The following is a 13,548-nucleotide window of genomic DNA, read 5'->3' as shown; positions in this document are numbered from 1 at the left end:
TCAGGGGGTTTGTGGTGCTGCCAGCGTTGGCGGGCCATCGCCGAATGTTGGCATCGGCGCCTCCAGCGGCGGCAGCAGCTCAGGTACACCATTGTTGAACATCGCCCAGGGCAGCTCTCGGTTGACCCGAAGCTGAGGTGATAGCATCAGCTTGCCGGTTTCGCCTTCGATAAAGGCGCCGGGATTGTTGCCGAGTTCGGGCAGGAAGGGGTAGAGGTTGAAAGCATCAACGCCCAGAGCGTAGAGGCGGCCGAACCGGCCATCCACGTCCGTGCGGGATGAGCGCAACACTTCGTGGGCAGGGCTGGCAGGCTGCAGTGTCCAGGGTAGATCGAGAAAACGGATGCCGTTTAGGTCCACGTCGCGAACCGGGTCGGCCGAGCCTTCGTAGAGATGCGAAGTGGCATAGACCGGCAGGTCGCCGGCAAAGTGAAATGCCAGCATCGGTTTTATCTGGCGTGCATCCTGCGGTAGTGCGGTCATCAAGATGGCATCGATATCGTCGCGCGGGTTTTCGTCGAACTCGAATCGGGTTCCAATCACCCGGCGGACCTCGCGCGCCCGCGCTTGGCTGCGATCGGTCAGCAACAGGCTACCGATCTGGCTTGATAGATCCTCGCCCGACCTGTAGTTGAGCTGGGCGGATACGGTGCCGCCGAGTGTGTTGAGCGCCTGGGTAAAGGTTTCCGCCAGTCTCTGTCCCCAGGGGGCATCGGGCACAATGACGGCGACCCGATGGTGGCCCTCCTGCCAGGCACGTTGTGCCACCAGTATCGCCTCCTGTTCGGACGCCAGATCCAGATGGTAGACGCCAGAGCTGACACGGTCGGCCTGGTTTAGAGCCAATATCGGTGCCGGCAAGGGGGCTGCCTGGCTGATCTGGGCTACGTAGTCGCGAGATAACGGCCCGATCACCAGATCGAGCTGCTGGCTGGTGATCACTGTCGCCAGTTGGCCCGGCGTGGCGACGACGCCACTGTCGATCGAAATTACCTCTGGGCGCTGGTTGTGAGAGCTGCCGGCCATCATCGCGGCGAAGAACCCTTCACTGATCGCCCTGGCAGGCTCGGCGAGGTTGCCGCTGAGTGGCAGCAGCAGGCCGACACGACGTACATCAAGAGGGGGAAGGGCTTTGCCCACCACGCCTTCGGGCGGTTGGCTGTAGGCTGGGTGTGACTCCCAAAGGGTTCGCCACTGCACAAGTGCGCTGCCGCCCATCGAGATGTCGACCCCGCCCCGCATCTGTGCGGCTAATTCGAACCAGCCCTGTTCGTAATAGTTGTTGCCGGCGGCTTGGGTTGCCTGTGCGATCTCCTCGTCCGGGGTTTGCTGCAGTATCTGCCAGATCTGGTTGTGGAGCTGCTGGCGCAGCTCAGGATCGCTCTGCAGCAACGCGCTGGCAATTAGCTCGCGCGCCGCTGCGATTGGCTGCAGCTGTTGCGCGTAAGCCTGGGCGCGCAGCTCGCCGAGTTCGGCTTGCTGAGGGGCGGGTAGCGATGGCGGCAGTATTGCACGATCCAGGTAGCGCAGAGCTCGGGTGCCCTCGTTCTGTTCCAGTGCCTGCGTGGCTTTCAGGCGAGCGATGTCGAACGCCAGTGCCGGAGGCAGTACGCGGGTGTCGATTCGGTCGAGCAGAGCGCGAGCTTCCGCATCCTTGCCCGCACGGAACAGCAACTGTGCGGCCTTAAAGCGGAGCTCGGCGGCCTGGATGGCGGGCGCGCTGTCAGCGCTGGCAAGCAGTTGCTCTACCTGAGAGCGCTGTTCGGGCGCGCGCGTCGTGGCCGGCGGCGTGGCACAGGCGCTTAAAAGCGATATCAGCAGGATGCACAGAGGCAGTCTCGTTCTATTCATCATATACTCGGACACCCGGATGTATGGATGGATAAAGATGTCGGAACCCGTTCTTTATATAGTGGCGACCCCTATAGGCAATCTTGGCGATCTCTCACCTCGAGCGCAGGAGGTGCTCGCCGTTGCCGACCTCATCGCGGCGGAAGATACTCGCCACACGGGTCGCCTGCTCGCGCACTTTAACATTAAAGCCCCGATGATTTCAGTGCATGATCACAACGAGCGTCAACGCGCGGATCTGGTTATCAGGCATCTGCAGCAGGGCGAGCAGATCGCGCTGGTTTCCGACGCGGGTACGCCGCTGATCTCCGATCCGGGCTTTTTCCTGGTGCGCGCTGTGCGCGATGCGGGGTTTCGGGTGTCGCCGGTACCGGGAAGTTGCGCCTTTATCGCGGCGCTGAGCGCTTCGGGACTGCCCTCAGATCGTTTTCTGTTCGAGGGCTTTCTGCCGCCGAAGAGCGGGGCTAGGAAGCAGCGTCTCGAGGCGCTCAAAGATCAGCTGCCGACATTGGTGTTTTACGAGTCGACGCACCGTATCCTGGCCAGCCTGGAGGATATGGGAGCGGTTTTTGGCGATGATCGTTATGCGGTAGTAGCGCGTGAGCTGACCAAAACATTCGAGACCATCCGGGGCGGCGAGTTGAAAGAACTGCTCGAATGGATGAGTGCCGATCCTAATCAGCAGAAGGGCGAGTTCGTTGTGCTGGTGCATGGTGCTGTCGAAAAGGTGGCGGTCGAAATCGATCCTGAGGTGCGGCGAATTCTCCAGCTATTGGGCGAAGAGCTGCCACCGAAAAAGGCGGCGGCGCTGGCGGAAAAGATTACCGGGGTGAAGAAGAGCAAGCTCTATCAGGCGCTGATCGGTCAAGGGGGGGGCTAGTAGTGAGGTTAATTGCCTTGCCTTGAGGTCATCGCTATACTGCGCGCCGGGAGTCTGCCAGACAATCGCTGCTGCGTTCGCGCAGGGGAGGAAAGTCCGGGCTCTATAGGGCAGGGTGCCAGATAACGTCTGGGCGGCGCGAGCCGACGGAAAGTGCAACAGAAAGTATACCGCCTAAGCACTCTTCGGAGTGCCGGTAAGGTTGAAATGGTGCGGTAAGAGCGCACCGCGTGGGTGGTAACACTCCACGGCGATGGAAAACCCCACCCGGAGCAAGACCAAATAGGGACCCTTAAGGCGTGGCCCGCGCCGGGTCCGGGTAGGTTGCTTGAGACCTGTGGTGACGCAGGTCCTAGATGAATGATTGTCCACGACAAAACCCGGCTTACCGGCAGACTCCCATCTCCCCTCGGTTCGCTATTTTGGTCCCCTTGAAATTGTATTCAGGGGGGCGAATCTACCGTTATTAATCTCGAATTGCTTGGGTGGCTTCCAGTACCCAGTTGAGCGCTTCTTGCTCGGCGTTGCTGAGCGTGGTGTCGTCGAATCTACCGGATAGTTGATCCCAGCGAGCTTCCAGGCAGGCTTGGCTTTCGTTGATCAGTAGTCCCAGATCCCCTTCGCGGAACAGTACCGATCGACGCAAGGCATCATTCAGTGGCAGATGTTCCACTATTGAGGCCAGTGGCATGGCGAAAAGGGCGTCCAGGCCGGACAGCAGGCCTGCCATGAAGGCGCTGTCCTGGCGCACCAGGCCGCTGGCAATGGCGAGCTGTTCGCACATGGCGGCGCGGGTCAGAATCTGTCGCGAGAGTTCCGGTGGCTGATGGCTATGTGGAGTGGTCAGGCTGATCAGCAGTGTCCAGCGGCGCAACTCCTCCAGTCCCAGCAGGGTAATCGCTTCGGCTATGCTCGAAACCTCTCTGCGCAGCGCGAACTGTGCCGAATTCAACAAACGCAGAATCTTAACGCACAGCTGCGGGTCTTGATTGATCACCTTCTCCAATACCGTTACCGAGACCTCTTCCTGATTCAAGGCGGCGAGCAGTTCAAGCAGTATCAGGCGGTTTGACGACAGCTGGCGCCCGGACACCAATTGTGGGCGGCTCAGGAAAAAGCCCTGGAACAGTTTGAAGCCGAGTGCACGGCACAGCTCCAGTTCCTCTGTGGTTTCCACTTTTTCGGCCAGCAGTGTTGCGGGGTAGGATTTGATCTTGTCTACCTGCTCCTCCAGCAGTTGGGGGCCGAGCTGGCGTACGTCCAGCTTGACGATGTGAGCCAGCTCCAACAAGGGTTCATAGCCCGGTTTCAGGACAAAGTCATCCAGAGCGAGCTTGAAGCCGGCTTTGCGCAGTGCTTTCAGGCGGGCAATCACCGGTGGAGAGGGGGGGACGTCTTCTAGGATCTCGAGTACCAGGTGCTCCCGCGGCAGTGACGGGAGCTGGTTGTCGAGTAACAGGCGTTCGCCAAAATTGACAAAGGCCGGCAGCAGGCGATAGCTGCCGGAATCGAAGACACTGGTATAGGTGTTGAGCAGTACCTCGCAGGTGGCGCGGCAGGTGTCGGCTGAGGAGAGTACCGCGCGCGTAAAGTCGGGCGCGCTGCGGTACAGTAGTTCGTATCCGACCACCTTCAGGTCGCGATCGAAGATCGGTTGGCGAGCGAGCAGTATGTCGAGTTTCATGTGTCCGAATGCGGTCGGTGGAGGATAGGGGGGATTCTGATGTAATTCGGAGACGGATTCCAGAGCTAGGCTCATTGGCATGCTCTCGCCGCGGTAAAAAACCTGAGCGTTCTTTTTATGCGCTTTGTATCTTATCCGCTAATGTCGAGAACATTCGTATGCAAGGCTTTTGTTTTGTAACTATTTGAAGTCATTTTCGGCGTCTATCGTGCTCTTCTTCGGTGAAAGTCTGAAAGTTGTTGAACGTCATGTTTATTCGATTGTCCACTGCAAGCTCTAGCAATTTTTGCTAGAGTTTCAAACGGACGTTTAGCTGGAGGTGTCCGATGGGAATTAAAAAACTAACTGTATCTGTTTTAACAATAATGGGACTCGCCGTTACACCTGTGCTGGTTGATCAATTGCCACAGATTGATCTGGGAAGCCAAGCGCATGCTAAAGGCGGTGATGGCGGCGGCAACGGCGGCGGAAATGGCGGCGGAAACGGCGGCGGAAACGGCGGCGGAAACGGCGGTGGAAACGGCGGTGGAAACGGCGGTGGCCATGGCCCTGACACTGCCGGCGCTGGTGGTGCCGGCGCTGGAGGTAAAGGAAAGGGTAATGCCTATGGTCGCGATGGCGATATAGCCGGAGGTGCGCATGGTTTGGGTAACAGCAGGGGGGCGCTGGCGAGTTCGCTCGGTGCGCTCAATGCCGCCCATGCATCTGCAAACGCACGCGCGCATGCCGCACCCAACTCACGCGTTGGCTTGATTGCCGCGTATGAGGCCACCGTACAAGCGGGCGTCGATCTGGCAGCTGAAATTGATGCCTTGGCTGAAGTTGCCGCGGCGGCAGAGGAGGATCTTGCCTTGGCGCAGGATGAGCTGGCCGCTGCTCAGCAGAGCCTGGCGACTGTTCAGGAAGATGTCACTGTTGCTCAGGCTGATCTCACGGCTGCTCAGGATGATCTAACTCAGGCTGAGGCTGATCTGCAGTCTGCGCTCGATGCTCAGGCTGCGCTGGATGAAACCGCGACAGCGGAAGAGGTTGAGGGTGCGCAGACGGCTGTCAATGACGCGCAGTCGGCGGTGGATGACGCCCAGGCCTCCGTGGCCAGTGCTGAGACCGCGGTAGCGGACGCGGAGGCTGCAGTGGCCGGTGCTGAAACTGCGGTTACCGATGCCGAAGCTGATATCGCTGCGGCTCAGACCGCTTACGACGAAGCTGCTGCCGATCTGGCTGAGGTTGAAGGGGCATTGGGTGAGCAGGCGCAGAATGAGGTAACGGCGCTGGCAGAAGCGGCGAACAAGTCGCTTTCGCCTGAGGTAGTCGCCGAAGTGAATGATCTGCTGGGTATTACTTCGTCGGTTCAAGATGAAGTTGCGGATCTGACCTCGGACTCTGAAAGCTAAGCTTTCAGAGTCCTGGGAAGTCTAGTGCTTCTCGGGTTGCAAACGCAGCGTCTCGATCAGCTCGTCAAGCGAGGCGCTGCGTTTCATGAACCGGAGGGAAGCGTTCTCTGTCTGTTCTCCCCATACGCCATCGGCTGGTCCTGCGGTAAACCCCAGGCTATTCAGTCGCGTTTGTGCGTAGCGGATCCGGTAGCGCTTGTTCAGAGCGCTTAGTTCTCTTGTGATCGCGGTGAAGCGGCTAGTGGCTGGTCGTTGGTCGATCTGTTTGAGCAGCTCTTTGGCGCGCAGGCTGCCTCCGTTAGCCGCGATGCTGAGCCAGCGCAACCCTTGATTACGGTTTTTTGTGTTGCCTATCCCGGTCAGATAGCTGGTTCCGAGCAGGTATTGCGCTTCGGAGTAGCCCATCTCCGCGGACTGTCCTATCCAGTGGATACCCCAGGCAGGTTCAGCCCGGGTTCCATAGCCATTAAGGTAAATCTCGCCGAGGTAGTGCATCGCTTCGCGGTGGTGTTTTGCCGCGGCCAGTTCGAGCCATTGGCGAGCTTCTGCATAGTCTTGTGCGGTTCCGCGTCCAAGGTAATAGCCCATGCCGAGCATGTACTGTGCTCCTGTGTGTCCGTTCGCTGCGGCTTTGCGGAAATAACTCAGGCCCTGTGCATAGTTCTGTTGGATGTCGGCGCCGGCAGTGAAATGCAGCCCCATTTGATACTGCGATTCGACGTCGCCTGCATCGGCCTTCTGTGCCAGGTCCTGGGTAGGTTTGTTGGCGTTGAGTAGTTGCAGTTGGGTGCATCCACCGAGTGTTAATGCGGTAGCAAATGCCAGGGCAAGTGCGGGTTTCATGTTTCGACAGCTCCTTTTTCGTGTCGGGTTGGTATGTTTGGCCCAGGTATGATGGGCGCGGATATAGGTTGAGTGTTGCGCATGAAAGTTTTCGAGAGTTCTGCGGCCTATAAGTTTCCGCATGTATCAGTTTTTTCTAGCCAGGTTGTCGATGGACAGCTGATGAGTCGCTCTCGTTGGTTGTCGGGTTGGTCCATTTTTCGCCTTATGTCGACTGCTCGTTAGGTGACCAGTGGCTTGAATTCTCGTTCTGATGGTTGGTGGGTTTTTGGCGCGTTATCAATGTTGCTGTCTGGGTAAATGAAATGGATTCAGTATCGGTCTTTGCCTGAGTTCGTAGCAAAGTGACCAGCCTTGATTTGGCTGGTCTTCCTACCTATAGTGTCGCATAGTGGTTTAAAGTGGGTAAAAGTGGGTAATTTTGGAGAGCCCCGATGGGGATCATGTTCCGCGGAGTCAATCCGATCAACCTCGATAGCAAGGGGCGCCTGGCGATCCCGGCCCGCTATCGCGAGTCGATTGCGGAGCATTGCGACGGCAAGATGGTGGCCACCATCGATACCGAATCCAAATGTCTACTGCTCTATCCACAACCGGAGTGGGACGAGATCCAGGCCAAGATAGAAGCCTTGCCCAGTTTTAATCCGGCGGCACGACGCATTCAGCGCTTATTGATCGGTCATGCTACTGATCTCGATATGGATGGCGCCGGGCGCCTGTTGATGCCGGCTCCGCTGCGCGAATATGCCGGGTTGGACAAGCGTATCGTGCTGCTGGGGCAGGGGCGGAAATTCGAAATCTGGAGCGAGGAACTCTGGAATACGACTCGGGACGAGTATCTGCAGGATGTCGAAGCGGGTGCCGTACTTCCCGAGGATATGCAAACACTTTCACTGTAAACAAGAAGGGGCCTGGCGTCATGCCACAAGAGTTCAGCCATACAACGGTGCTGCTGGAGGAGGCTGTCTCCGCTCTTGTGGCGGATCCAGACGGCTTTTATGTGGACGGTACCTTCGGTCGTGGAGGGCACTCCGAACGCATCCTGAGCCGGTTAAGCAATACCGGGCGTTTGATGGCGATCGATAAGGATCCGGCGGCGATCCGTCACGCTGAAACATGCTTTGCCGATGAACCGCGATTCCAGATTTGCCATGGTTCCTTTTCCGAACTTCAGCACTTTGTCGAGGCTGCCGGTATGTCCGAGCAGGTGGCCGGTATCCTGCTCGATCTGGGGGTCAGTTCTCCCCAGCTGGATGACCCGGATCGCGGCTTTAGCTTCCTTAATGATGGTCCGCTGGATATGCGGATGGATACAAGTCGCGGGGAGAGTGCGGCCGACTGGATAAACCGTGCCGGAGAAGGGGAGATCGCAGATGTCCTGTTTACCTATGGCGAGGAGCGTTTCTCCCGGCGCATGGCCAAGGCAATCGTCAACGCCAGACAGGAGTCACCGATCACTCGCACAGCTCGACTGGCCTCGATCATCTCCGAGGCCAATCCGCGCTGGGAGAAGGGGAAGCATCCGGCGACCCGGGCGTTTCAGGGTATCCGTATCCATATCAACCGGGAGTTGGAAGATATCGAGCAGGTACTTGAGCAATCACTGAATGTGTTGGCTGTGGGTGGGCGCCTGGTCGTCATCAGTTTCCATTCGCTTGAGGATCGCCTGGTGAAAAGGTTCATCCGCAAGCATGTGAAGGGGGATGAGCATCTGCCACCGGGGATTCCGGTGACCCAGGAGATGCTGCAGCAACGCCTGAAAGCGGAGGGGAAAGCGGTGAAAGCGTCGGCGGCAGAGGTCCAGGCGAATCCGCGAGCCCGCAGTGCCGTGATGCGAGTGGCGGTAAAAACGGCATGAAGGTTTTCCGGCAGCGGCTGGAGAGGGTGAAAGCGCTGTTTATTCGGTCAGCTCAGGAACCTGGAGCCTCGGATAAGGTCACTGCCCTGCGTGCCGCTCCGGAGCAACTGCTCGGTGTTGCTGAATTAATCAAGCCGGCTGGCGTGCTGGCAATCATGATCGCCTTGGCGCTGGTATCCGCGCTGCTGGTGATCTACTCAGCGTACGAATATCGGAATCTGTTCAATCGGCATCAAATATTGAGTTCGCAAGGTGATGAGTTGCAGGTGGAGTGGGGCCAGCTATTGCTAGAGGAGAGTGCCTGGAGTGCCAACAACCGTGTGGAAACTCAGGCAGAGAAAAAGCTGGATATGAGGATCCCGGAAGCGGAAGGGATAGAGATCGTACGGAATGAGTCGCGATAACCCAACAGTGAAGAGCAAAGACGAGCAGAGCGTCCAGGCTATGGCAGCACGCAGTTGGCGGCTGTGGCTGGTGTTCGCTCTGTTGGTGCTGATCGCCGGCGGTATTCTAACCAAGATGCTGTCGCTCTCGACCGAGGATCAGGCGTTCCTGCGTAGCCAGGGCGATGCCCGAACACTGCGCACTATGCTGTTGCCTGCCCACCGAGGCCTGATCACCGATCGCAATGGCGAGCCGTTGGCGGTCAGTGCTCCGGTTGCAACGATCTGGGCCGACCCGAAATTGGTCGATCTGCAAAATCCGCGCATGCGTCAGTTGGCGCAGTTGATCGATATGTCGCGCGAGGATCTGCTGCGTGAGCTGAATGCTGACCGCGATCGTCGCTTTCTTTACTTGAAACGTCAGGTAACACCCGAGCTCGCCGAAAGTGTAGCGGCGCTCGATATCAGTGGCATCCATGTGGATCAGGAGTACAAGCGCTACTACCCCGCAGCCGAGGTGACGACACATCTGGTGGGTTTCACCAGCGTTGACGGCGAGGGGCAGGAGGGGCTTGAGCTGGCATTTAACGAAGGGCTGCGTGGCGAGCCGGGTCGCAAACTGGTGATGAAGGACAGAACCGGTCGCACTATCAAGCACATCCGTTCGCTGGCGCCGGCCGAACCCGGTCAGGACTTGGCGCTGAGCATCGATCTGCGGCTGCAGTATCTGGCCTACCGGGAGCTCAAGGATGCGGTGAATACCCATCAAGCGGATTCCGGGTCGGTGGTGGTGCTCGACGTGCGCACCGGTGAAGTGCTGGCGATGGTTAATCAGCCCTCGTATAACCCCAATGATCGCAGCAACCTGCTCACCTCGGCGCTACGCAACCGCGCTATGACCGATATCTTCGAGCCCGGATCAACGATGAAGCCGTTGACGGTGGCGACCGCACTGATGACCGGACGCTATACACCGGAAACCGAGCTGGATACCTCCCCAGGGTATATTCGTGTACGCAACGCGACGATTCGCGATCACCGTAATTATGGCGTGCTCGATCTGACCGGCATCATCACCAAGTCCAGTAACGTCGGTGTGACACGGCTGGCGCTGGATATGGCGCCGGATGCGATACGCAACCTGATGCACAATATCGGTTTGGGTGAAGTCAGTGGTACCGGCTTTCCGGGTGAGCGCAGTGGCACCCTGCCTTTCCTGAGCGAGCGTCAAACGGTCGAGCGGGCGACCCTCTCCTACGGTTATGGTCTATCGGTAACCCCCTTGCAACTGGCTCATTCTTACCTGCCGTTGGCCTCCGGTGGCGTGCAGCGGCCGATCTCTCTGCTTCGCGTGGGCAGCGACCAGAAGCCGGAAACCAAGCGGGTGATGCCGGAACAGGTGGCAAATCAAGTGTTGGCGATGATGGAAACGGTTATTACACCCAAAGGGACGGGGCGTCAGGCCGCGGTTACCGGTTACCGGGTTGCGGGAAAGACCGGTACTGCGCATAAGGCCAGCGGCGGTGGTTATGCATCGGATCGCTATACCTCGGTTTTTGCCGGGATTGCGCCTGCCTCTCACCCCCGGATCGTTATCGCGGTGATGGTCGACAACCCTAAGGGGCAGGAGTATTACGGCGGTGAGGTTGCCGCCCCAGTGTTTTCGCGGGTGGCGGCGGACGCTCTGCGTCTGCTGAATGTGCCGCCGGATAGTTGGCCAGGATCTGATAAACAACAGGTGGTGATGAAATGACGACCGCCACGGGAATGCAGCTCAGTCAACTTCTGCCCCAGGTGCCGCAACGTCTTGCGGCTCTGCGCGTTTCTGGACTCTGTATCGATAGCCGCAAAGTGCAGGCGGGCGATCTGTTCTTCGCGCGCTCGGGGGTACAGCATCGCGGTGCGGATTATATCGGCCAGGCCGCACTGCAGGGTGCTGTAGCCGCTGTGGTGGACGAGCATGAATTGGCTGAGGAGGCGGTACAGCAGTTTTCGATCCCCGTACTGCGGGTCGCCGGTCTTGATGCCCAGTTAGGTTATGCTGCAAGCCGCTTTTATGGCGAGCCAAGTCGCGAGATGAGAGTGATTGGGATTACCGGCACCAATGGCAAGACCTCATGCGCGCACTATCTGGCTCAGGCGCTTAACAGCTGCGGTCTGCGCGCTGCTTTGATCGGCACCGTGGGTAACGGTTTTCCCGGGCTTTTGCGCGAGGCCACGCATACCACGCCTGATCCGATCAGCCTGCAGGCTGAGTTGGCGCGCCTGCGAGCCGAAGGGGCGCAGGCGGTGGTGATGGAGGTGTCCAGTCACGCGTTGGATCAGGGGCGAGTGGCCGGTGTGCAGTTCGACGCTGCGGCTTACACCAATCTTACCCACGATCATCTCGATTACCATGGCGATATGGCGGCATACGCCAAGGCCAAGGCGCGATTATTCACCGACTATGGCGCGCCGCTGCAGGTTCTCAACGCGGACGATGCCGAGGGGCGTGTGCTGCTTGCCCAGCCCTGTCCGGCGGGCGGTGAGCGTATCGGGTTCTCGCTGCACGACAGCGGCGTACAGGTGTATGTCGAGCACCTGACGCTGCGAGCGCAGGGCTTGATGTTCGAGTTGCATACCCCCTGGGGTGAGGTGCTGGTAACCGCCCCTCTGCTGGGGGAGTTCAATGTTTCCAATCTGCTGTTGGTGGCGGCCCTACTCGGTGGCTTGGGCTTTGAGTTGAGCAATATTGCCTCGGCGCTGGCGCAGCTGGAACCGGTGTGCGGGCGGATGGAGCGTCTGAGCGCTCCGGGTATGCCAACCGTTATCGTCGATTACGCCCATACCCCGGATGCTTTGGATAAGGCGCTTCAGGCGACGCGGGCGCACATGGAGGGCAGTAGCCGTTTATGGGCGGTATTCGGTTGTGGCGGCGATCGGGATAACGCCAAACGTGCGGTTATGGGACAAATTGCTGCAGCAGGTGCTGACGAAATCGTGCTGACCAGCGATAATCCGCGCTCCGAAAATCCACACAGCATTATTCAGATGATCCAGCAGGGTATTCCACAGGGGCGGGCGGTTCATGTCGAACCGGACCGGGCGCAGGCTATTGCGTTTGCGGTCGCGCACGCCGCTCCAGGCGATATGGTGCTCGTAGCCGGTAAAGGGCATGAAACCTATCAAGAGGTAAACGGTGTGCGCTCGGCGTTCAGTGATCAGGAGCATGTCCGCAGTGCGCTCTCCGTACGCGCCTCGGGTGAAGGAGCGGGTGGATGATTGCTGACTTCAACCTGAAGCGGCTGGCCGGCCTGCTGGATGCACGAGCGATTGCGCTGGATGAAGCCGCGCACTGTGTTCGCGTCTGTACCGATACCCGAAATGTGACTAAGGGCGATCTATTCGTGGCTCTGCGAGGAGTACGTTTCGATGCCCACGATTATGTCGGCGACGCCATTGGGAAGGGGGCTGTGGCTGCTGTGGTCGATCACGAGATCGATAACGCGATGCCGCAGTTGGTTGTCGCCGACACCTTACAGGCACTGGGCGCGCTGGGTTGCCATAACCGGCGCGGGTTCAGCGGGCCGTTGTTTGCCGTTACCGGCAGTAGCGGCAAGACCAGTGTAAAAGAGATGCTGGCCTCGATGCTGGCAACCAGGGGGGCGACCCTGGCCACGCGGGGCAATCTCAATAACGAGATCGGCGTGCCGCTGACGTTGCTCGAGCTGGCGCCCGAGCATCAGTATGCGGTCATAGAGCTGGGCGCGAGTGCAGTAGGCGAGATCGCGCGGACCACGAGAATGGCGATGCCGCAGGTGGCGGTGCTGACCAATGCGCTGGGGGCTCACCTGGAGGGGTTCGGCAGCCTGGAAAATATCGTTTCCGCGAAGGGTGAAATTTTCGAGGGGTTGGCCGAGGGTGGCGTCGGGGTGGTGAACGCCGATGATCCACATGTACAGCGCTGGATCGCAAAACTGAATGAGTTGGGCCGCAATGTGTGCCGCTTCTCTATCGAGGGGCGAGATGCTGAACTTCAGGCCACCAATCTGACCTTGACCGGCGCCGGCACCTGGAGCTGTGAACTGGTGTATGGGAAAGAGCGAGCCCTGGTGCAGCTCGGTGTCATGGGACGACACAATATTGCCAATGCGGCCGCGGCTGCGGCCGCCTGGGTCTCGGCGGGGTTTGCCCTTGACGAGGCGGTCGAAGGCTTGGAGCGGTTTCAGGCGGTGTCGGGCCGGCTTAATCCATACAGGCTGGGACAAGGTGCGCTGTTGATCGACGACAGCTATAACGCCAACCCGGGATCGGTGAAGGCCGCCATCGATGTACTGGTTTCGCAGCCCGGGCCGCACACGCTGCTGCTCGGCGATATGGCTGAGCTGGGGGATGAGGCGTCTGAGCTGCATGCCGAGGTCGGACGCTACGCCGCGGAACGGGGCGTGGAACAGCTGATGACTGTGGGTACGCTGTCGCGACATACAGCGTTGGCCGCTGCCAATGGCGGCTGCATGGCCCGGCACTTTGTCGATTTTGCCGACTTTATGGACGCGTTGAAGCAACTGGATCTGTGCGCCGGCACCCTGCTTGCCAAGGGGTCGCGCAGCGCAGGTATGGAGAGGGCGGTGAACGCCCTGAAGAGCGGGCAGCCCCCGCAGAATGAGGAACACTGA

General features: G+C 59.2%; 12 protein-coding genes and 1 other RNA gene. 10 read left to right on the top strand and 3 right to left on the bottom strand.

What is annotated here, in order from left to right; all coding sequences use genetic code 11:
* The gene (locus IEX40_RS06145; RefSeq protein ID WP_188746320.1) at window positions 1–1,854 is read right to left on the bottom strand and encodes a penicillin-binding protein activator; all 1,854 of its coding nucleotides are present in this window, start codon (window positions 1,852–1,854) and stop codon (window positions 1–3) included.
* Between the two features lie 34 nt (window positions 1,855–1,888).
* Between IEX40_RS06145 and rsmI the strand changes: the two genes are divergently transcribed.
* Window positions 1,889–2,731, top strand: a complete 843-nt coding sequence (rsmI, locus tag IEX40_RS06140) for a 16S rRNA (cytidine(1402)-2'-O)-methyltransferase (protein ID WP_188746319.1) — start codon at window positions 1,889–1,891, stop codon at window positions 2,729–2,731.
* Window positions 2,732–2,780: 49 nt separating this feature from the next.
* An RNA gene (gene rnpB / locus IEX40_RS06135) (RNase P RNA component class A) lies at window positions 2,781–3,135 on the top strand.
* 62 nt (window positions 3,136–3,197) lie between these two features.
* Here the strand turns inward: rnpB and IEX40_RS06130 are convergent.
* Complete coding sequence (locus IEX40_RS06130) at window positions 3,198–4,415, bottom strand: EAL and HDOD domain-containing protein (RefSeq protein WP_188746316.1); 1,218 nt, start codon at window positions 4,413–4,415, stop codon at window positions 3,198–3,200.
* 432 nt (window positions 4,416–4,847) lie between these two features.
* On the opposite strand from IEX40_RS06130, the gene IEX40_RS06125 reads away from it, so the two are divergent.
* The gene (locus IEX40_RS06125) at window positions 4,848–5,042 is read left to right on the top strand and encodes a hypothetical protein (RefSeq protein WP_229680619.1); all 195 of its coding nucleotides are present in this window, start codon (window positions 4,848–4,850) and stop codon (window positions 5,040–5,042) included.
* A 17-nt stretch (window positions 5,043–5,059) separates the two neighbouring features.
* Entirely contained in the window at window positions 5,060–5,809 is a 750-nt protein-coding gene (locus tag IEX40_RS06120; RefSeq protein WP_188746716.1) for a hypothetical protein, read from the top strand.
* A gap of 21 nt (window positions 5,810–5,830) precedes the next feature.
* Here IEX40_RS06120 and IEX40_RS06115 read toward each other — a convergent pair whose 3' ends face one another.
* Entirely contained in the window at window positions 5,831–6,652 is an 822-nt protein-coding gene (locus IEX40_RS06115) for an SEL1-like repeat protein (RefSeq protein ID WP_188746314.1), read from the bottom strand.
* A 443-nt stretch (window positions 6,653–7,095) separates the two neighbouring features.
* Here IEX40_RS06115 and mraZ point away from each other — a divergent pair, with 443 nt between their 5' ends.
* Genes mraZ through IEX40_RS06085 form a run of 6 tightly spaced genes read left to right on the top strand, consistent with a single transcriptional unit; the run spans window position 7,096 to window position 13,548 of the window.
* Entirely contained in the window at window positions 7,096–7,551 is a 456-nt protein-coding gene (gene mraZ / locus IEX40_RS06110; RefSeq protein ID WP_188746688.1) for a division/cell wall cluster transcriptional repressor MraZ, read from the top strand.
* 20 nt (window positions 7,552–7,571) lie between these two features.
* Window positions 7,572–8,510: a 16S rRNA (cytosine(1402)-N(4))-methyltransferase RsmH gene (rsmH, locus tag IEX40_RS06105; protein ID WP_188746312.1), complete on the top strand. Its 939-nt coding sequence runs from the start codon at window positions 7,572–7,574 to the stop codon at window positions 8,508–8,510.
* Window positions 8,507–8,914, top strand: coding sequence for a cell division protein FtsL (gene ftsL / locus IEX40_RS06100; RefSeq protein ID WP_188746310.1), 408 nt, complete (start codon window positions 8,507–8,509; stop codon window positions 8,912–8,914). Before rsmH ends, ftsL begins: the two co-directional genes overlap by 4 nt.
* On the top strand, window positions 8,901–10,646 hold the full coding sequence (locus IEX40_RS06095) for a peptidoglycan D,D-transpeptidase FtsI family protein (RefSeq protein ID WP_188746308.1): 1,746 nt from the start codon (window positions 8,901–8,903) through the stop codon (window positions 10,644–10,646). The genes ftsL and IEX40_RS06095 overlap by 14 nt, the downstream gene beginning before the upstream one ends.
* Window positions 10,643–12,154 carry a UDP-N-acetylmuramoyl-L-alanyl-D-glutamate--2,6-diaminopimelate ligase gene (locus tag IEX40_RS06090; RefSeq protein WP_229680618.1) on the top strand — a complete coding sequence of 504 codons (1,512 nt, stop codon included), beginning with the start codon at window positions 10,643–10,645 and terminating at the stop codon, window positions 12,152–12,154. Before IEX40_RS06095 ends, IEX40_RS06090 begins: the two co-directional genes overlap by 4 nt.
* Window positions 12,151–13,548, top strand: a complete 1,398-nt coding sequence (locus IEX40_RS06085) for a UDP-N-acetylmuramoyl-tripeptide--D-alanyl-D-alanine ligase (RefSeq protein ID WP_188746306.1) — start codon at window positions 12,151–12,153, stop codon at window positions 13,546–13,548. The genes IEX40_RS06090 and IEX40_RS06085 overlap by 4 nt, the downstream gene beginning before the upstream one ends.

Origin of the sequence: Marinobacterium zhoushanense, from assembly GCF_014641945.1 — a bacterium.
Taxonomy (GTDB): domain Bacteria; phylum Pseudomonadota; class Gammaproteobacteria; order Pseudomonadales; family Balneatricaceae; genus Marinobacterium_D; species Marinobacterium_D zhoushanense.
Note: the sequence above shows the minus strand (reverse complement) of the source record. Positions and strands in the feature narration are given on the sequence as shown.

Bases quoted from the DNA above. Each gene is read 5' to 3' on its own strand.
- rsmI (WP_188746319.1), top strand. From the start codon at position 1,889: ATGTCGGAACCCGTTCTTTATATAGTGGCGACCCCTATAGGCAATCTT.
- rsmH (WP_188746312.1), top strand. From the start codon at position 7,572: ATGCCACAAGAGTTCAGCCATACAACGGTGCTGCTGGAGGAGGCTGTC.
- IEX40_RS06145 (WP_188746320.1), bottom strand. From the start codon at position 1,854: ATGATGAATAGAACGAGACTGCCTCTGTGCATCCTGCTGATATCGCTT.
- IEX40_RS06115 (WP_188746314.1), bottom strand. From the start codon at position 6,652: ATGAAACCCGCACTTGCCCTGGCATTTGCTACCGCATTAACACTCGGT.
- IEX40_RS06085 (WP_188746306.1), top strand. From the start codon at position 12,151: ATGATTGCTGACTTCAACCTGAAGCGGCTGGCCGGCCTGCTGGATGCA.
- IEX40_RS06095 (WP_188746308.1), top strand. From the start codon at position 8,901: ATGAGTCGCGATAACCCAACAGTGAAGAGCAAAGACGAGCAGAGCGTC.
- IEX40_RS06090 (WP_229680618.1), top strand. From the start codon at position 10,643: ATGACGACCGCCACGGGAATGCAGCTCAGTCAACTTCTGCCCCAGGTG.
- IEX40_RS06125 (WP_229680619.1), top strand. From the start codon at position 4,848: ATGCTAAAGGCGGTGATGGCGGCGGCAACGGCGGCGGAAATGGCGGCG.
- IEX40_RS06130 (WP_188746316.1), bottom strand. From the start codon at position 4,415: ATGAAACTCGACATACTGCTCGCTCGCCAACCGATCTTCGATCGCGAC.
- ftsL (WP_188746310.1), top strand. From the start codon at position 8,507: ATGAAGGTTTTCCGGCAGCGGCTGGAGAGGGTGAAAGCGCTGTTTATT.
- mraZ (WP_188746688.1), top strand. From the start codon at position 7,096: ATGTTCCGCGGAGTCAATCCGATCAACCTCGATAGCAAGGGGCGCCTG.